Annotated in this window: 22 protein-coding genes; 7 read left to right on the forward strand and 15 right to left on the reverse strand. The window is 37.9% G+C overall.

The features are described from left to right. Positions 1–100: 100 nt before the first annotated feature. A complete protein-coding gene (locus tag OR571_RS09830; RefSeq protein ID WP_282242624.1) occupies positions 101–601 on the reverse strand; it encodes an SRPBCC family protein in 501 nt (166 codons plus the stop codon). A 19-nt stretch (positions 602–620) separates the two neighbouring features. Then, positions 621–962 (reverse strand): ArsR/SmtB family transcription factor, encoded by a 342-nt coding sequence (locus OR571_RS09835; protein WP_282242625.1) that lies wholly within the window; start codon positions 960–962, stop codon positions 621–623. Between the two features lie 181 nt (positions 963–1,143). Between OR571_RS09835 and OR571_RS09840 the strand changes: the two genes are divergently transcribed. The 7 genes from OR571_RS09840 to OR571_RS09870 all read left to right on the forward strand — a co-directional run bounded on the left by OR571_RS09840 (position 1,144) and on the right by OR571_RS09870 (position 9,230). Then, positions 1,144–2,334 (forward strand): class I SAM-dependent rRNA methyltransferase, encoded by a 1,191-nt coding sequence (locus tag OR571_RS09840; RefSeq protein WP_282243141.1) that lies wholly within the window; start codon positions 1,144–1,146, stop codon positions 2,332–2,334. A gap of 438 nt (positions 2,335–2,772) precedes the next feature. Then, complete coding sequence (locus tag OR571_RS09845) at positions 2,773–4,134, forward strand: sigma-54 interaction domain-containing protein (protein WP_282242626.1); 1,362 nt, start codon at positions 2,773–2,775, stop codon at positions 4,132–4,134. Positions 4,135–4,346: 212 nt separating this feature from the next. Beyond that, a complete protein-coding gene (locus OR571_RS09850; RefSeq protein WP_282242627.1) occupies positions 4,347–5,177 on the forward strand; it encodes a beta-keto acid cleavage family enzyme in 831 nt (276 codons plus the stop codon). Positions 5,178–5,182: 5 nt separating this feature from the next. Beyond that, positions 5,183–6,226: a ketopantoate reductase family protein gene (locus OR571_RS09855; RefSeq protein ID WP_282242628.1), complete on the forward strand. Its 1,044-nt coding sequence runs from the start codon at positions 5,183–5,185 to the stop codon at positions 6,224–6,226. Between the two features lie 75 nt (positions 6,227–6,301). After that, positions 6,302–7,690, forward strand: a complete 1,389-nt coding sequence (locus OR571_RS09860) for a GntP family permease (protein ID WP_282242629.1) — start codon at positions 6,302–6,304, stop codon at positions 7,688–7,690. A gap of 132 nt (positions 7,691–7,822) precedes the next feature. Next, entirely contained in the window at positions 7,823–8,314 is a 492-nt protein-coding gene (locus tag OR571_RS09865; protein WP_282242630.1) for an RNA polymerase sigma factor, read from the forward strand. Beyond that, positions 8,307–9,230, forward strand: a complete 924-nt coding sequence (locus tag OR571_RS09870) for a hypothetical protein (RefSeq protein WP_282242631.1) — start codon at positions 8,307–8,309, stop codon at positions 9,228–9,230. Before OR571_RS09865 ends, OR571_RS09870 begins: the two co-directional genes overlap by 8 nt. 64 nt (positions 9,231–9,294) lie before the next feature. Here the strand turns inward: OR571_RS09870 and OR571_RS09875 are convergent, their stop codons facing one another. From OR571_RS09875 to OR571_RS09935, 13 genes are all read right to left on the reverse strand, one after another. Beyond that, positions 9,295–9,603 carry a CHY zinc finger protein gene (locus tag OR571_RS09875; protein WP_282242632.1) on the reverse strand — a complete coding sequence of 103 codons (309 nt, stop codon included), beginning with the start codon at positions 9,601–9,603 and terminating at the stop codon, positions 9,295–9,297. Continuing rightward, on the reverse strand, positions 9,604–10,407 hold the full coding sequence (locus OR571_RS09880; RefSeq protein ID WP_282242633.1) for an energy-coupling factor transporter transmembrane component T family protein: 804 nt from the start codon (positions 10,405–10,407) through the stop codon (positions 9,604–9,606). After that, a complete protein-coding gene (locus OR571_RS09885) occupies positions 10,400–11,257 on the reverse strand; it encodes an ATP-binding cassette domain-containing protein (protein WP_282242634.1) in 858 nt (285 codons plus the stop codon). Before OR571_RS09885 ends, OR571_RS09880 begins: the two co-directional genes overlap by 8 nt. Continuing rightward, positions 11,242–12,042 carry an energy-coupling factor transporter ATPase gene (locus OR571_RS09890; RefSeq protein WP_282242635.1) on the reverse strand — a complete coding sequence of 267 codons (801 nt, stop codon included), beginning with the start codon at positions 12,040–12,042 and terminating at the stop codon, positions 11,242–11,244. The genes OR571_RS09885 and OR571_RS09890 overlap by 16 nt, the downstream gene beginning before the upstream one ends. Continuing rightward, positions 12,043–12,864, reverse strand: a complete 822-nt coding sequence (locus OR571_RS09895) for an SDR family NAD(P)-dependent oxidoreductase (protein ID WP_282242636.1) — start codon at positions 12,862–12,864, stop codon at positions 12,043–12,045. Beyond that, entirely contained in the window at positions 12,861–13,205 is a 345-nt protein-coding gene (locus OR571_RS09900) for a MaoC family dehydratase (RefSeq protein ID WP_282242637.1), read from the reverse strand. The genes OR571_RS09895 and OR571_RS09900 overlap by 4 nt, the downstream gene beginning before the upstream one ends. Beyond that, on the reverse strand, positions 13,183–13,581 hold the full coding sequence (locus OR571_RS09905; protein ID WP_282242638.1) for an FAS1-like dehydratase domain-containing protein: 399 nt from the start codon (positions 13,579–13,581) through the stop codon (positions 13,183–13,185). The genes OR571_RS09900 and OR571_RS09905 overlap by 23 nt, the downstream gene beginning before the upstream one ends. Then, complete coding sequence (locus OR571_RS09910; RefSeq protein ID WP_282242639.1) at positions 13,578–14,729, reverse strand: thiolase family protein; 1,152 nt, start codon at positions 14,727–14,729, stop codon at positions 13,578–13,580. Before OR571_RS09910 ends, OR571_RS09905 begins: the two co-directional genes overlap by 4 nt. Further along, positions 14,726–16,207, reverse strand: coding sequence for an AMP-binding protein (locus OR571_RS09915; RefSeq protein WP_282242640.1), 1,482 nt, complete (start codon positions 16,205–16,207; stop codon positions 14,726–14,728). The genes OR571_RS09910 and OR571_RS09915 overlap by 4 nt, the downstream gene beginning before the upstream one ends. Before the next feature lie 31 nt (positions 16,208–16,238). Next, complete coding sequence (locus OR571_RS09920) at positions 16,239–16,790, reverse strand: biotin transporter BioY (protein ID WP_282242641.1); 552 nt, start codon at positions 16,788–16,790, stop codon at positions 16,239–16,241. Between the two features lie 198 nt (positions 16,791–16,988). Further along, complete coding sequence (locus OR571_RS09925; RefSeq protein WP_282243142.1) at positions 16,989–17,495, reverse strand: ferritin; 507 nt, start codon at positions 17,493–17,495, stop codon at positions 16,989–16,991. Between the two features lie 207 nt (positions 17,496–17,702). Further along, positions 17,703–18,086: a DUF1259 domain-containing protein gene (locus OR571_RS09930; protein ID WP_282242642.1), complete on the reverse strand. Its 384-nt coding sequence runs from the start codon at positions 18,084–18,086 to the stop codon at positions 17,703–17,705. Positions 18,087–18,524: 438 nt separating this feature from the next. Further along, complete coding sequence (locus OR571_RS09935; protein ID WP_282242643.1) at positions 18,525–19,346, reverse strand: phytoene/squalene synthase family protein; 822 nt, start codon at positions 19,344–19,346, stop codon at positions 18,525–18,527. Positions 19,347–19,457 lie beyond the last annotated feature (111 nt).

The raw sequence follows: 19,457 nt of genomic DNA on the forward strand, positions 1-19,457 counted from the left end.
GGAATAAGAACGAAAACGTATCTTTTTTAGTAATATTTTATTATTCCTTAACAAATAGCCGCATTTTCCAATCAGAAAATGCGGCTATTATTTCACTTTGTTATTGTCCTGTATAACTAATTTTTCCTGTTTCAAGTAATTCTTTCAGTCCCATAAACATTAAGTTCCAACCATGTTCCGACCCATCATGATATTCTCCTAGTGCTTTCTCAATATCGGATTCGGTCCAATTTTCTTCATGAGCAACATGGATCTTTTGTGAAAATGTCATTTCGCACCCTTGCGGAAGTTCTTTTAATATTACGGTGATCGTATCCTCTAATTCACTGAATTGAGGCATTTTAAAAGTAAAAACTAATTTTTGAGGAGGATCTATTTCAAGATATTCCCCAATCGCTCGGTAATCTTGACCCTCTCGGTGATCTACAATTTCCCAAGTCCCACCTACTTGAGGATTGTTTTGTGCGACTTTGTTTGTCCCCTCCAAGGTAAAGAACCATTTTCTCATCATCTCTGGGTTCAACCATGCGTCAAAAACTCGCTCTGGCGCTACGTCGAATACTCTTTTCATTGTTAAAGTCGTTGTAGATAAATTGTTCATGTGATTGCTCCTTTTACGTTTAATGTTCTTTCCTTTTTGCTTTCATTAGCTCACTTTCAAGAAGATCAAAGCGTTTACTCCAAAATTTCTCGTAAAAGTGAAGCCATTCTGTTGCTTGAGACAATGATTCAGTCTTTAATCGGCATATGTGCGTTCTCCCATTCACAATCCGCTCGATTAAATTTGCCCTTTCCAAAACTTTTATATGTTTTGAAATTGCCGCCAAGGACATATCAAACGGTTCAGCCAGTTCAGAAACTGTTCTTTCTTCTTCTGCCATCATACGAATCATGTCTCTTCTCGTGTCATTTGCTAGAGCATGAAAAACTTCATTTAAATTTTCTTCATTTTGATTAACCATGTAGTTAAATATAACCGACTTCCGGCAAATATTCAACTAGATGGTTAAGCATTTTTGGAGTAGATAAACCCGAGACATGGAGCATCTTACTTCAAGCTAGTTTATCCAATTTGACGCATTCCTTTTTTAAAATCCCCCGATATGTGATAATAAAAGAAAATGAACTTCGAGGATGACGATTATGCCAAAAGAAATAGATATTAAAATAAAAGATGCACTAGCGCAAGACTTACATAAAGGAATTCCTATTTTATTGAAAGATGGCTTCGACGATACGGACTCCTTACCTGAAGGAACGATTTTAAAACTGCGCAATCCTGGTGGCAAATTTGTCGGCAAAGGTTATGTCGGAAAGCAAAATAAAGGAATGGGCTGGCTTCTAACTAAAAATGAAAACGAACCAATCGACATAAATTTTTTCCAAAAGAAAATTGCAGCTGCTATTAAACATCGTGTGGATTATTTCAATAATAGCGAAACGACTGCTTTTCGTGTATTTAACGGAGAAGGCGATGGGATTGGCGGCTTAACGATTGATTATTTTGACGGTTTTTACTTAATCAGCTGGTATAGTGAAGGAATTTATTCGTTTAAAGAAATGATTTTAGCTGGTCTGGAAGCTTCCGTTACCTATAAAGGCATTTATGAGAAAAAACGCTTCGATACAAAAGGCCAGTACTTGGAAGACGATGACTTTGTCAAAGGGGATCGTGGCGAGTTTCCGCTCATTGTGAAGGAAAGTGGCCAAAACTTTGCTATCTACTTGAACGATGGGGCTATGGTTGGCGTGTTTTTGGATCAGCGTGACGTTCGGAAAAAGATTCGCGACGCTTATTCTAAAGGAAAAACAGTGCTTAATACGTTTTCTTATACGGGTGCTTTTTCTGTTTTCGCAGCTGCAGGTGGTGCAACCAAAACAACAAGTGTCGATCTAGCAAAACGCAGCCTAAGCAAAACTACTGAGCAGTTTGAAGTAAACAGAATTAATGCAGAGAAACAGGACATTATCGTAATGGACGTATTCGATTACTTTAAATATGCCAAACGAAAAGAATTTGCTTTTGATGTAGTAATTCTCGATCCGCCAAGCTTTGCACGTTCTAAAAAGTACACGTTTAGCTCTTCTAAGGATTACACAAACTTATTGAAAGATGCTATTGCTATTACTGAAAAGAACGGCGTCATTGTAGCCTCTACAAACAACGCGACGTTTGGAATGAAAAAATTTAAAACCTTTGTAGAAAAAGCTTTTAAAGACAGTAATCGTAAATATACGATTGAGGAAGAATTTTCCCTTCCAAGTGATTTTAAAACTTCTCCGCTTTTTAAAGAGGGAAATTATTTGAAGGTATTATTTGTGAGAGCAAAATAACTAAAATAGTCATTTTTTATCCCGCATTAACGGACAGTAAGACTCCCACTTCAAGATTTAAGAAAAGCGAAAAGATAAGTGGGAGATCAACTGCCCGTAAAAGCCCGATTGGTTCAACTAACAATCAGTGGGGGATGACGGGGACTAAAAGCGCGACGTCCATGTCGCAACGTCCACTAGCACGTCCTGTGCGTCGAAAAACCCCCATTGATTGAAGTTTCACTTTATAAAACCTCCTGATCGTATAGCTATTTGCAAAAATAATCAGGAGGTTTTTTGCTGTTTCTCCTTTATTTACGCTTAATAGAGTAGTAGCTGGTAAACTTAATGTCTATTATACTGAAAATATAGAAAAGTTTTAGACAAGCAGTTAAAATTGGCTACTTGATTCTAGATTAGAATGAAATGGAATCGGGTTTAAAAGGAGCTTATGAATAATTGAAAGAGCATGTGGAATCTGTCGATTATAAAAAAATTTGTGACGAGTTATATGATGGAATTTATCTCGCTGATGAAAAAGGAAAGACATTATATGTAAATAAGTCTTATAGCAGAATAACTGGATTATCACCAGACCTTGTCCTAGGTAAATATGTAAGTGATCTTATGAAGGAAGGTTTATATAAAAATGCAATTACACCTGACATCATTAAAACAAAAAAACCAATTAATGCGATGGCGGAAATTCGTACGGGTGTAAAAGTATTGCTATCTGGTTCCCCTATTTTAGATCAGGATGGAAATTTAAAAAAGGTCGTTGTTATTAACCGGGATATGTCAGATCTATTGGATATACAAAAGAAACTGATTGCATCACAAAATGAAGTCGAACATCTGAGGAACTTGCAAATAACGAATAAATTAATAGGAAAAAGCGATGAAATTCAACCGATTATTCAAATGGTTCATCAAGTAGCCAACCTAGATGTAACTGTTCTAATAATGGGAGAAACAGGAGTTGGCAAGGAAGTAATAGGAAATGAAATCTATATAAATAGTGATAGACATGACAAGCCTTTTATAAAAGTCAATTGTGCAGCGATCCCTGCCAACTTGCTTGAAGCAGAATTGTTTGGATACGAAGCGGGCTCTTTCACCGGAGCATCTAGCAAAGGGAAGATTGGTATGTTCGAACTGGCGGATAAGGGTACATTGCTTTTAGATGAAATTGGAGAGATGCCTCTTGAATTACAATCCAAACTGTTGAGAATTATCCAAGAAAAAGTGGTTACCCGTGTTGGTGGAACGAAACCGATTAAATTCGATGTTCGAATTCTCGCTGCAACCAATTGTGATTTATATGAACTTGTGAAAACAGGGAAATTCAGAGAAGATTTATATTACAGATTAAATGTATTTCCTATTCGTATCCCTCCCCTTCGAAATCGAATTTCAGATATTGAATTATTAGCGAAGCATTATTTAGACTTTTATAACACGAAGTATGGAAAACAAATAGTATTTGATCGCGAAGTATATGAGGTATTTAAAACTTATACATGGCCAGGAAACATTAGAGAGTTACAAAACGTCGTAGAGCGCTTAGTTATAACCTCAGAAAAACAGAAAACCATCAATGCGGAATTATCCAGAAACATATTAAATTTGGAGCCAGAAAGTACTGATACACCCTCCGAGGAATTAAGTCTGAAAGAGATTGTCGAAAAAGTAGAAAAAAAGGTAATAGAAAAGGCACTAAAAGATTATGGCAGTACTAGAAAAGCAGCAGTAGCTTTAAAAATCAGCCAATCATCCGTCGTAAAAAAGGCAAAAAAATTAGGTATACATATAAGTGATTAAAAAAGGAATCAAAACTGATTCCTTTTTTAATCGCCCATACTTCTCGATACTTGGCACATAGTTATAATTTAAATTTAAAAACGATGAATTATTTCATCACTCTATTTCAGACGGTAAAAGAAAGCCTTTCACATTGCACTTTTTATAGTTGGCACGCAAATTGCATTATATAAAGCGAATAACCAATTATATAGATTGTGAGGGGTAAAGGGATGGAAAAATTAATCATTACAGTAGCACCAACAGGATCACAAACTACGAAGGAACATACACCATATGTGCCATTATCGCCAAAGGAAATTGCAGATTCAGTTTATGAATCATGGAAAGAAGGCGCGGCTATTGCTCATATTCATGTTAGAGATCATAACGGAGATAATACACTTGATTTAGACACGTATAGAGAAGTAATTGATCGAGTGCAGGATAAATGTGATATTATTTTAAACCTCACAACCGCTGGAGGATTAGTGAATAATGAAGAAGCAAGATTAAGAGTTTGTGAGCTAAACCCAGAAATGGCTACATTTGATGCGGGTACTATGAACTTTGGTCAAGAAGTTTTTCATAATACACCTTTCTTTTTAGAAGAATTGGCAACGGTTACAAAGGAACGTCAAATAAAACCGGAAATTGAAATTTTCGATGTTGGCATGATAGATAATGCTTTACGTATTGCTAAAAAAGGTTTATTGGAAGAACCTTTCCATTTTCAATTTGTATTAGGTGTTCATGGCGGAATGTCAGCAACTCCTAAAAACCTAATGTTTTTAATTGATAGCCTTCCTAAAGACTCCACATGGTCAGCGATAGGGGCTAGCAAGGAACAACTAACCATCAATACGATGAGTATACTTTTAGGCGGACATGTTCGAGTTGGGATGGAAGATAGTGTGTACTACCGAAAAGGAGAGTTAGCTACTACAAATGCTCAATTTGTAAAAAGAATAGTAGAGTTGGCAGGCATTCTAGGTAGAGAGGTTGCCACACCAGATGAAGCAAGAAAAATTTTACGACTATCCAAGAACTTAATTAAGGGGTGACTTTGATGAAAATAGGCGTATTAGGAGTAGGTTCACTTGGAACAATTATCGGTGCACTGATTACAAAAGGAGGATATGAAGTTGATTTAATAGATATCAATCAACAAAATGTAGATGAATTAAATCAAAGCGGAGCAAAAATAACAGGCTTTTTAGAAGAGATTATTCCTGTAAAAGCTATACACCCAAACCACTTAACTGAAAAATATGATTTGATATTCTTACTGACAAAGCAAGTTTACACAAAAGACTCATTGGAGAATATTCTTCCTTTTTTACATGAAGATAGTGTGGTGTGTACGTTACAAAACGGTATACCTGAAGAAAATGTTGCGGCTATTGTCGGGAAGGAAAGAACGATTGGTGGTGTAGTCGGCTTTGGTGCCACATGGATTGGACCTGGGGTATCGGAACTTACAACAGAACTAGAAGTAGTGCAAAAATATGCTTTTGATATTGGCGAACTTACAGGAGAGATCACCGAAAGATTAAAAACGATCAAAAACATATTAGAAACGGTTGGTTATTGCGAAATCGTAACTAATATAAATGGAATGAAATGGTCGAAGCTGTTAATGAATGCTACCTTTAGTGGAATGTCTGCAGCATTGGGATGCACATTCGGGGAGGTATTGTATAACCAAGACGCTATGAAAAGCTTAGCAAACATCGCCGATGAAACAATCAAGGTTGCTCGTGCAAATAATGTTCAGCTAGTAGAAATGCAAGGGAAAGACTTTGAATTTTTAGAGTTGGAAAAGCAGGAAGACATCCCTGAAAAAATGGCATTTTATGAAGAAGTGTGGGGGCCTCATGCAAACCTTAAAGCTAGTATGCTACAAGATTTAGAGAAAGGCCTTAAAACAGAAATCGATTTTATCAATGGGCATGTGTCGAAAAAAGGAAGAGAGAAAAATATCCCTACCCCTTATAACGATTTAGTCTGTGAACTTGTTAAAAGATCAGAAGATACAAAAGAGCTGCCTGTTTTTGCTGAAAATATAAAAGAATTTAACTTAGTGAGCGATGAGCAAAAAGCATTCAATTGAAAGAAATAAAATGTAGGAATGAGCGGGAATAAACCCGCTCTTTCCAGATAGCTATATGAAAAGGACGGTGCGCCCATGTTTATCGAAGTTCTTGCTATTCTCATCTCATTAGGATTACTTATGTTTTTAGCTTACCGTGGTTTTCCTGTTATAGTTATTGCTCCTCTTGTGACATTACTAGCAGTCGCTCTATCAGGAGCAGCTTTATTGCCTAGTTATACCGAAGTTTACATGCCTAATTTATCAAACTATATTAAAACATGGTTCCCTATATTTATTTTAGGAGCGGTATTCGGAAAGCTGATGGAGTTAAACGGTGCAACAACTGCAATTGCAAAACAAATTATGAACATCTTTGGGATTAAAAGAGCACTTCTGGCAACCATACTCGCATGTTCTATTTTGACTTATGGCGGAGTTTCCCTGTTCGTTGTAGTGTTTGCAGTATATCCATTTGCAGCAGCAGTTTTTCGCGAGGCAGGTATACCGAAGAGATTTATCCCTGCAGTAATTGTTTTGGGTGGTTGTACATATACAATGGATGCTTTTCCAGGTACACCTCAAATCCAAAATATTATTCCGACAAACTATTTTGGAACAGATGCTTATGCTGCGCCTATAACAGGACTTGTAGCAGGATCAGTCATTTTCTTGTTAGGCTATCTTTGGTTATCAAGAAGAGTAAATAAAGCAAATCTAGCTGGAGAAGGTTATGGAGAAGGTCATACAAACGAGCCAGTTATCAATCCAGATGAGAAAGTTATAAATTTTTGGCTAGCAATTATTCCTTTAGCAGTCGTTGTGATTCTTAACTTTGTATTTACAAAAACAAGTTTAGCAGTTAGTCACTGGTATGCCCCTGAATTATTGCAAGAAACTTTTAATATTCAGAACTTAAGCAGTTTGAGTTCTACTTGGGCACTTATTGTTGCACTTGTTGTAGGGATTATTGCTGCGTTACTCATCAATATTAAATCATTTACCGCTTCCAAGCTTTCCTCTGGACTCACTATAGCAGCAAGTGGGTCATTATTGGCTGTATTTAATGTAGCCTCCGAAGTAGGGTTTGGAAATGTTGTCAAAACATTACCTGGTTTTGAAGTAGTTAGGAATGCAATTACTGGAGTTTCTTCTCATCCGTTGATATCTGAGTCTATTGCTGTCAACGTGCTAGCTGGTGTTGTTGGTTCCTCATCGGGCGGGATGTCAATTGCTCTTGAGGTAATGGGTCAACACTATTTGGACTTAGCCAATTCGATGGGGATTGATCCGGAGTATCTTCATAGAATCGCTTCCATGTCAGCTGGTGGCTTAGATTCCCTGCCACACAGTGGTGCAACGATCACTATTCTCGTAATTTGTGGTCTTACTCATCGCCAAGCCTATGGGGATATTTTCGCAATTACGATTATGAAAGCACTTGTTGCGTTTAGTACCGCTGTGATACTTTCCTTATTCGTTTAATATTAATAGCCAACAAAAGAGTGTCCCACTAGACAGATTGGGGCACTCTTTTCTTTGTAAAAAACAATAAATAGCTCATTTTTGACCCCTTTTAGCTATTCGTTCGTATTAAGTAGTAAGGAGGTGCCGTTGTTGAATGATTATGAAATAGCAAATATATATAAGCAATTTAGTCCGTCCATATTTAGGTATATGACCTATTTAGTGCAGCATAGACAAGTAGCGGAAGATTTGACACAGGAAGTTTTTATTCGTTTTGTCAGGACAGGAGATGTACATAGAACACCAGTTGAAATTCAAGCTTGGCTTCGTAAAACAGCAAGAAACATTGTATTTGACTATTTGCGAAGAAAGCGTCTATTTGAATTTATTCCTTTTATACCAATCCATGAAAAAGTAGTTGAGCACCCATTTTTCGAATTGGAGGAAGTTCGCGGGTTATATATTGCTTTAGGAAAGTTAAAACCTTCCTACCGAGAAGTCATTATATGGAGAAAAATTGAGGAGTTATCTATAAAAGAAACGGCGGAAATACTTAGTTGGAATGAAGAAAAAGTCAAAAACACACTAAAACGAGCAATCCAGGCTTTACGTAAAGAAATGGGAGGTGTGCATGATGAATGAAGAAAAGCTTTTCGAGCAAATGCGAAAGCTAAAACAAACAGATACAGAACAAAACACATTTATCCAAGCCATTACTGACGCAACAACAATGCCAATCAGAAATTGGGTGGTTTCTATTATCGGGACTGCCTCTATCATAGCTATTTGTTTGTTAACCTTTTACTTAGTGACTATGGAATCTAATACACCAGTTACTTCATCTAGCGAAAACCAAACAATTAATAAGGTATATTATTTTACAAATGGGAATAGGGATGAGCATACATTTTTTGAAAAATGGTCCCCTCTTTATTTACATGTTGGGGTTGTGAATGATCCGAAGATGCTTGAACAGTTCCAGTCTTTTCTACAAGACATGATCCTCCGTTCTAAAGACGATTATTATAATAGTTGGTATGGCAACGATTTTTCAGCGATGGATATTCTCATAATGTACGATGATGGATCAGAACGTCGATTAAAAGAACTAAGTAGTTCGTTTTTTCTTGATATGAAAACAGATGAACTATTCTACATTCCTTCTGATAATTGGCTTGATTTTTCAAGGGAATTCTTTAAAAATCCCAATGCTGCTTGGGGAAAAATCATTGGAATACTTCTATTGTTTTTCGCTCCCTTTTCGATGACATTGTGGTTTAAACGGAAATTTCCTATTATTAAATATCGTGAATGGTCGTTGAACTGGACACATCATTTATTAAACTATTTAGCAATTGTTACGATTTTAGTGGGTTTCTCGTATTGGGAGAGTAATTATGGAACCTTCCATATTGTTGTTTATACTACTATATGGCTTGTATATGGTGCCTGCCAAGTAGCATATCGATTAAAAAAGGGTGAACATATGCGCTCCATCCAGTTGACCATTATTAATCATATAATTGGAACAGTTGCTTTAGTTTTATGTGTATTTTAGATTTATTACGCATGCACAAAAATCCCAAGATGCATTATATCTTGGGATTTTATCTATTAAGCATTCATTCAAAATAAATCGGATAATGGGCACTACAGCGCTCGTTAAAAGTTGCCTGACATCCCGGACAGCTATCCGTCTGCATATATTGATGAATCGTTAACTCCGTCTGACAGCTCCCACATAGAATAGCCAGTTCGTCAAACTGCTCCTTTGGCCAACGTTCGATTTTATGATCGGACTCTTCCTCGTGACATTTATAACAAGGATAATAGCGGTTACAACACTTAAACTTTACGGCAATAATATCTTTTTCGGTATGATAATGCGTACAGCGCGTTTCATCGTCCACGATAGCTCCATATACTTTCATTTACATTCCTCCTATTTTGATGACCAACACTGTAATTACAAATAACACAGCGACCATTCCTACTACGTAATCTACTTGCTGAAATTGCAATAGTTTATACGCAGTTCTTCCCTTTCCCTTACCATAAGCACGCGCATCAATTGCGTAAGTTAACTGCTCCGCACGCTGTACAGTAGTGAACAGCAAAGGAACTAGAATTGGAATATAAGCAAGCATTCGCTTTACAAACGGTAAATTACTAATATCATGACCTCTTGCTTTTTGTGCGAGGATAATCCGTTCTAGTTCCTGTAAAATTGTCGGTATAAAACGAATTGCAATTACAATCATTAAAGAAAACTGTTCGACCGGCACATGAAGTTTGGAGAGCGGTGCCAATAGCTTTTCAAGGCCACTTGCTAACTCTAATGGTTTTGTCGTTAACGTTAAAATAGAAGCTAATAGCACGAGTAAAATAATTCGCCAGACGAAACGCACTCCATTTTGTATTCCTTCCATAGTCACTTCAATAAATGACCAAGACCAAATGACAGTACCTTTTGTGAGCAGGACATTGTAGATGAAAGTAAAAAACAAAATAAATAAAATTGGCTTTAACCCTCTCATAAAAATAGGAAATGGTATTTTTGATATCATCAAAATACCAAAGACAAATAAAGTGGCAATTACATAACTCGTAACAGTCCCAAGCATAAGAAAACTTAGCATGATGATAAAGATACTTACAATCTTCGTCCTCGGATCAAGTCGGTGAAATACGGAATTGGTCTCGATATACTGGCCTATCAAGACGCTCTCAGACATTTAGAAGCCCCCTCGCTCTCCAAATTGGGAGAATCTTATCTAAAATTTCCTGCTCCCTACAACTGGAGATGTTAATCTTCTCTCCCGCTAACTCCTCTACTATTCTTAAAAACTGGATGGATTCTGGTAACGACATTCCTATATTCTCTAGTAAATGAGGTTGTTCCAAAAATAATGATCGGGTATCTAACTGTTTCACTAGGCAACCTTCATGAAATACAATTACTTCATCCGAGTATTCTGCAACATCTTCCATTTGATGCGATACGAATACAATCGTTCGGCTTTCTTGCTGCTGCCAATTTTTCAGTAATTGTAGTAATGCAGCTTTACTTACTGGATCAAGACCAGCTGTCGGTTCATCCACGATAAGAAGCTGTGGATTCATCATTAACACGGAGGCAATTGCTACTCTGCGTTTTTGGCCACCGCTTAATTGAAAAGGAGCTAATGGTAAAATATCTTCTGCCAGACCGAGTAGTGGCAAAACGTTGGAGATGCTCTTTGAAATTTGCTGATGAGACCAGCCTTGTTGCTTTGGTGCAAAAACAAGCTCTTTGAATACGGTCGTTTCAAATAATTGGTGCTCTGGATATTGAAAAACAAAACCGATTTCTGGGATAACCATTAGTTGCCCTTTAGCATCTCTTTTAACAGGCCGTTGATCGATTAAATAATCTCCATCAATATTAGAAATCAACCCTTTTAACACTTGAACAAACGTCGACTTTCCTGCACCTGTTTGGCCAATAACCGAAATCCACTTACCTTCTTCGATTGTACAACTTATATTTCTTACCGCCGTTCGATTGGAATATTTCACACTCACATTGTTTAATTGATAGACCATTGTGAACGAATCCCTTCTTTCCAATTGACAGCTATTGGCCCTTCTAGCTGGAGTGTTTTATGTAAGCGAACTTGGAAAGGTAGCTGTAATTGATAGTTTGTGACAGCTACTGTTTCAAAAAATCTCAATGGGTCCCCATCAAATTGAAGACGTCCTTCGTGTATTAGTAAAATACGCTCTGCTTGTAGCGCTTCCTCCATATGATGCGTGATATGTACAATCGTCATGCCTTGATGATGTAAATCCTGCATAATAGCTAGCACTTGTTTTCTTCCTTCTGGATGAAGCATAGAAGTCGCCTCATCAAAAATAATCATTTGTGGCCGCATTGCTAATATAGCTGCTATCGCCACACGCTGCTTTTGACCACCTGATAATTGGTGCGGCATTGCATCTAAATAATCCTCCATATGTACAGCCCGCAATGAAGCTTCCACTCTCCCTCGCATTTCTTCCCTTGGAACTTGAATATTTTGCAAGCCAAAAAGTACCTCGTCCATGACAGTCGTTGTGATAAATTGGTCCTCAGGATTTTGAAAGACGAAACCTATTTGTTGATGAATTTTCATGAGATCATGAGGATTTGCCGTATCTAATTGGTGAAACTTTACGGTTCCTTTCTTAGGTAAAAGCAATCCGTCGATTAGCTTTGCAACTGTAGATTTCCCACTACCATTTGCACCGACAATCGACACAAACTCCCCCGCTTGAATCGTAAAACTCACATCATCGATAACAGGCTGGCCTTTTTTATAATAAAAATGAACATGATCGAAAGTAAACATCTATTCACTTCCCTTTCGACTTTGCCATGTTGTGAAAAATGCATCTATATTATTTTCAGAAAATGTAGGAATAGGCTTTTGCCAAGAAGTCACTTTCGAACCGTTTACACCAAATATTTCACCAGTTAAATCTGGATCTTGCTGTGCAAGTAGCCGCCCTACAAAACGGGCAACGTCATCTGCCTCTCCTACTTTCCAATAATCCGGAAACGGCTCATTTTTACTGGCATACTTGTTTTTTATATGTTCAATAACAGGTCTTGTCATATCTGTTAAAGCAGCTGGTGAAATAGCATTAACTCGAATGTTATAGCGCTTTAGTTCAGCTGCAAGCGTCCATGTCATACCAAGTATTCCTGCTTTTGCTGCACTATAATTCACTTGTCCAATCGAGCCTCCTAACCCTGCTGTAGAGGTCATTAAAATTATGTCACCACCACTTTCTTCCATATAGGGAAGTACTCGTCGAATGCTATAAAAAGCACCGTTTAAATGCACACCTAATACAGATTGCCACTCTTTATCTGTCATCCTTAAACATTTTTGATCATGCAAGTTACCTGCATTATGTATAAGAACATCTATGCGACCAAATTGGACCATAACTGCATCAATCATTTTAGTGACTGCAATTGGATTGGCAATATTAGCAACGAATCCCATTGCAACTCCGCCAGTTCCCTTGATATCTTGCACAACTTTATCTACTAACTCCTGTTTTGTGCCATTCACAACAACCTGATAATCTAATTGTCCAAGGTGCAAGGCAGTACTCCGCCCAATACCTCTTGTGGACCCCGTAATGATGGCTACTTTTTTCATCGTTGCAACTCCTTTACTAAAAAAGATCCTGCTGCAATCTTTTCGCCAGTTTCCGTAGTAACAGCCAATTCAACACGATCCTTTACACGCTCAAAATTAAAAATGGCTACCGTCCCCACAAAAAGTGGCTTCTGAAACTTCATCTTATACGTTGTAATCCATATTGTAGGATGCTCCGATAAATACAATGACTGTGCTAGACCCATGATATACATACCATGTGCAATTGGACGCTTGAATCCAGCTTTACGTGCTGCATTTACGTCTAAGTGAATGGTTGATGTATCTTTTGAAGCGATTGCATACTGTGCGATTACTTCAACTGTTATATGCTTTTTCATACGGGTCACCTACTTGTATTAGTACTGTTTCTGCTGTGGCTATTAGATCATCGTTGCATTTACAAACGAGGGTATGTGTTAAAAAAGTAAGCATTCCTTGTTTCCCTACCTTTTCTTCTACATTCGTTAACGCTAATTCACAATCTAGCAACATATCTGCAGTAATTGGTGACTTATATGAAAAACGCTGTGTACCATGTATCAGTGTTCTAGCCTCTTTAAGCCATGGAATATCGAATTCTTGCCAAAATATAATTGGCATGGTGGAAGGGGCAATTAAGATACCATTCATCTTCTGTAAAGGAGCTTCTATACTTTGTGCGTACTGCGAAATCCACTCCGACGTCACATAAAGCTGTTGATGGACCTTATTCATTCGACTGCCTCTACAAGCGTTGCAAGCCCTATTCCGCCACCAATCCCCAGTGTGGCAAGCCCTTTTTTATAAGGTTTGTACAACATTTCAGCACATAGTCTTGTTATTAAAATTGCACCTGATGCACCGTAAGGATGACCAATCGCCAATGCACCGCCCCCTCGGTTTACCTTTCCTAGTGGAATATGAAGTTCCTTTAAAGAGGCTAATACTTGAGAGGCAAAGGCTTCATTAAACTCCACTATATCTATATCATCTACCGTTAGTTGCTGACGCTTTAACACTTTTTGCACAGCTGGTATAGGGCCAATTCCTAAATAATTTGGATCTACCCCTGCCACTTGCGCATCTACTACTCGTAAGATCGGCTTAAGGTTCAGCTCGTCACATTTTTCACGAGACATAATCAAAATAAGAGCAGCCCCGTCATTAATCGGACATGCATTTCCAGCAGTGACCGTGCCATCTTCCTGAAATACAGGTGACAATTTCTGTAGCTTTTCCATGCTTGTGTTAGCTCTTGGGCATTCATCTTTGGTAATCCATTCTCCATTAACATAAAGAGGCATAATCTCCTGCTCAAATCGTCCAGTTTGCTGAGAATGAATGGCTTTCCGATGACTTTCCAAAGCAAATTGATCTTGTTCATCCCTGGAAATGATATATTTTTTTGCCACATTCTCCGCTGCGATTCCCATATCTGGATCACCGTAGCTACTCGGAGTGAAACGAGCACGTGTATATAACTCTGGTACACCCATTAAGCTTTGAGGCTTAGCCATTTTCCAAGGTGCTCGACTCGTGCTTTCCACACCACCCGCTAAGTAGATATTACCTGCACCGCTTTGTATTAATCTAGCAGCTATATTGATTGCTTCTAAACCAGAGCCACATTGCCGGTCTACGGTCACGCCAGGAACAGTGACAGGAAGACCTGCTTCAAGCGCTGAAACTCTGGCAATATTCCCTCCTGGTCCTACGGCATTGCCAATGATGACATCATCAATGATATCCTTCGACAAATTCGTTTCCGCAACAATATGCTTGATAAGTGGCGCTAATAATTTCTCCGGTTCTAGTGTGCTTAACATCCCACCCATTTTTCCTATTGGCGTGCGTTTTGCCAGGACAATCACTGCTTCTGTCATACCAACACCTTCTCCATATAGTCTTTCATCGCCTGACGGGCTAATTTCCCACTACTTGTGTAAATAAGATCATCCACCGTTATAAGCTGCTTTGGAACTTTATAGCTCGCTAAATAATCTCGACAATACGCTTTCACTTCTTCTATCGATAGGCGATGAGACCCATCCCATTTTATAAGTGCTACCACTCGCTCCCCCCAGTATGCATCTGGGCTCCCAAGCACCATTACTTCCCCGATTGCAGAATGTTGCTGTAACACCGCTTCTACTTCTTCTGGATAAATATTAAGACCACCAGAAATGAGCATATTTTTTGCACGACCCGCCAAATATAAATAGCCGTCCTCATCCATGGATGTATAGTCTCCAAGCATGAGCCAGCCATCTTGAAAACCGGCCCTCGTCTCATCAGGCAAATGATGATATCCTAAAAACATCATGTCACTTCGAATACAGAGCTGCCCAATTGTTCCAGTCGGTACTTCCCGAAAATATTCATCCCGAATAGAGACTTGAACGCCTGGAAAGGGTTTTCCTAATGAGTGGGGTTTGTTTTCTTCGTATATATCCAAATAGCTAATATAACTTGCTTCTGATGAACCATAGAATTCGTATAGCCTTGCTTCTCCAAACACTTCCTTCGCCTTTTTCTTCGATGCCTCGGACCACTTTGCTCCCGACGATATCAATGCTTGGATATGTACCTGACCCGGAGCAGCCTGCTCAAGCATTGATTCAATCATCGTTGGTACGACAAATAAAATCGTATTGGGATGCTGTTTACAGAGCCGCAAAACTTCTGCAGCATTAAATTTAGGTAAGATATGAAAAGTTCCCCCGTTATACAAGCTCTGCATTAAAGCAAATAAAGACAATGATTGGACGAATGGACCCGGCGCTAAAATATGCTCCATCTCGTCGAATCGAAATGCTTCATTCGTCGCTGCAAAGCTCTTAATCCATGATAAATGAGTGCGCATATACCCTTTTGGAATTCCTGTTGTACCCGATGTAAAGCCTATAAATAATAATTCATTCGTCTTATCCATTTCAGCTTCCGGTTTTAAGCTCGATAGCCAGCTGTCATAGGAACCAGTCTCTCCATCAGAAAAGGTGAAGAGCTGCATGTCACTCTGTTGCGACTTTAAATTCGTTGCAAATGCAGACTCAGCAAATATTATTTTCGGCATGCATTGTTTTAAAATAACGATTACTTCATTTGCACTCCATTTGGGATCTAGTGGAATTGGAATACAGCCTGCATAAATCGCTCCAAGAAAAACCTCCACAAATTCTATTCTATTCGTTGATAAAATGGCGATATTTTCATGCTTTAAACAATTTCGCTGTAACCCATAAGCTACTTTTTTCATCGACTGTACAAGTTCTGCGTATGTACGGTATTCCTGGCCAGCTGATATAGCAATTTTGTCCGGATGTTGCATTGCCTTGCATATGAATAGTTCTGCTAGATTCATCTCTCATCACCCTATTTAATCGTTCAATATTTTAGTTGTTAATCTTCTGCTCAATTGGACTAACTGCTTTAATTTGCATAACAATAATAGCTACAATAATGGCTTTTATTAAATCTCCAGGTAAAAATGCGGTAGCGCCTACCAGTCCAGCCCAAACGGATGTATTCGTAATAATTGCCATTACAGGTGCACCAATTAAACTAACCAGTACAACCCCAAAAATAAAATTGATAATAATCACTTTCCATATTTTTAACGTTGGCCATACTTTTTCAATCGCCAGTCCGATACAAAATGCGGCAATGGGCCAGCTGAAAATGTACCCAGCTGACGGACCAACTAAAGGAGCTAGACCACCCCGTCCACCTGACAATAAAGGTAAACCTAAAGCAACTAATACGATAAATAAAATCAGGCTTATAGCGCCCGTTTTCTTTCCTAAAAAGCTCCCAGCAAGCATAACACCAAGCGTTTGTGCAGTGACTGGCACTGGTATAAAGCCTAGTGGGATTGGCGGAATCATGCCTAATACACCTATTAATGCCGCAAATAATGCAGCGAATACCATTTCTTTTGTTTTCATTTTTTCCCCCGTATAAGTAATGTACAATTACAAATTTTCAAAAGAAGTCGACATCTATGAATTAAATAAATCATAGCTTGTAATTCTATTTGTGTAAACATATTTTTTTTATTGGTTAACTCATTTTAATTGGAACATAAAAAATCCCAAGAAGAAAAACAATTCCTCTTGGGATTTTCTATTTGATTAATGCTATTTTTATGCCTCGTCCGGTGTAAATGTACGGGAAGCTAGCTCCGAATCTAGCATAAAAATTGCATTTGAATCATTTTCAATTCGCTTTATTTTATTAATAAGCGTATCGAATGTTGACTCTTCTTCTACTTGTTCATCGATAAACCACCTTAGAAATGCCATTGTTGCATGCTCACGCTCATCTAAAGCAATATCAGATAAATGGTAAATACGACGTGTCACTTCTTTTTCATGCGCTAATGCTGATTCAAACGCATCTAAAATAGAGTCAAATTCATTATGTGGGCGTTCAAAACCATCAATTGTAGCTCTATATCCTAAATCACTTAGGAAATTATAAAATTTCATTGCATGGAAACGCTCTTCTTCGGCTTGCACTAAAAAGAAATTGGCAAATCCATCATACGTTTCTGCTGTGCAGAATGCAGCCATTGCTAGATAGGCATGTGCCGAATAAAATTCAAAATTCATTTGCTCATTCAATGCTTCATGTAATTTTTCAGATAAAATCGTTATTCCCTCCATTTTAAATGTATTGAAAGTGTAAATATCCACCTGGCAATATAAGTATACAACAAGAGGTACTTTCAATACACTCAATAGTTGACATTGATTATCATTATTAATTTTAATCAACTATGAAGATTTTAAAAGGTAACTACTACGTACTTTGTTCTAGATAATACAAAATAATCCATCTATTTTCAACAAGTGCTGTTAGTTCCTTAACGCTCTTCTGACTTTTCTAGCAAAAACTAGTGGATCATCATCAGCTTCGATATTAACGTATATCAAATTGGGATTATCAAATAGCCACTCGTTGTGTATGGATGAAACAATTATGCCTTGTTTTGAAATAGAAGCAACAAAACTATCGACTTCTTTTTGCAAGAGTGCTACTCTACCTAGGCATAATGCTTGACCACGATTATCTCTAGATTCAAATGAGAAAGAAGAGGTTACTCTGAAACGTTTTCCTAAAATTTTTGCATGTATTTCATTTCGATTTATTGTTGCCACGCATTTTCCACCCGCAAATCCCTCTTGTCCGCCGATAATTCTAGCAAACTCTTTACAAATTAATTCATCATTAGATTCCATCTATTCATCTCCTCTCTATTATTACTAGAATATGAATAGATGAATAGATCTGAAACAGATATATATCTATTTTGTAAAAAAATTATGATGTTAAACTAATGCCCGCCTTCAACAAGGAAGAAGTTATACGTTATGTTTTATAGGCTAATGATTAAATATTCCTAATAGAGTCACATATGCTACTTTTAGTTTTTACACTCTTATTAAGAATAGGCATTTTAATATGCTAGATCAGGTGAATTCAGCCTTCATAGAAAAAAGTAAGTTTCTACTTTCACTTTTAGTGTGGAATTGTTAAATACAATTTTATTGATTAGTGTTTGAGACAACTTTTATTATTCATAGATATGATTTCTGATTTAGCCATAAAAACACCCCATAAATGTTAGATTTCATGTCTAACTTTTATGGGGCAGTTCACTTTTCGGGTTTTTGTTTTTAAAATTCTGCCTGCACTTCTTCCACTGTAACCTCTACTTCTGCTCGAGTCATTTTCTCTTTTCCACTCTTCAACGCTTTTAACGTTTTCTGCGCTAGTGCCAGTGGGAGCTTACAGAATAATTTAATGCTACGACGATTGATGGATTTCATGTATTCATCTGCTTTTGCTAAGTTACCCTCTGCATATTGAAACATGTCCTCACGTGTCCAGCCTTCAGGGAAGAATTGGACCCCTCGTTCTTTATCCTCGTCTTTATTGCGCAGAATATTCACTGCTTGCAAGCCTCGCCCATATGCAATCGCTAGCTCTCGGTCCGTATCGATACCTGCATTCCACTTCCATAAGTCAGATAGCATCACCCCAACTAAACCAGCAACGTAATATGTATACTCATCCAGATCTTCTTTTGTTTTTACTTGCCAGTTCTTTTCTACCCATTTAGCCATACCCTCAGCCATCTCGCTCGAAGACTCTTTTACTTTGTCCACTAAATCTGTTGGGCAAATTGCAAGCCAATCGCCAAGCCTTAAGGAAACCTCTGGCAGTATATCTTGGAAAGGTTCTACTAGCTGCTCGTACTCTTTTGTGTTAAATCCCGTTGTTAACATTTTACTCGTCGCACGCAATAATGTTTGTTTCTCCTGCGAACCTAAAGCCTCATGATCCTCTATTTCATCTATTGCACGCATCACTAAATAAGCAGAGGCAACCGCTTTTTTCAGTTTTGGTTCCAAAAATGTGATCGGTATGTAAAAAGTTCTGCTTGTCTGTTTTAGCATGTCCATTGCTTCTTTTTGTAAAGTTGCTGCTTCCGGCACAATGAAGTCCTCCGTTTCACCTAAATGTTCTTATCTCCTATTGTATCGGATTTTCATGAAAAGACAAAATGACTTCCCTTGTTCAGATAGAAATGTAGCCTTCTTCTGCTC

The organism is Psychrobacillus sp. NEAU-3TGS, assembly GCF_029955155.1.
Classification (GTDB): Bacteria; Bacillota; Bacilli; order Bacillales_A; family Planococcaceae; genus Psychrobacillus.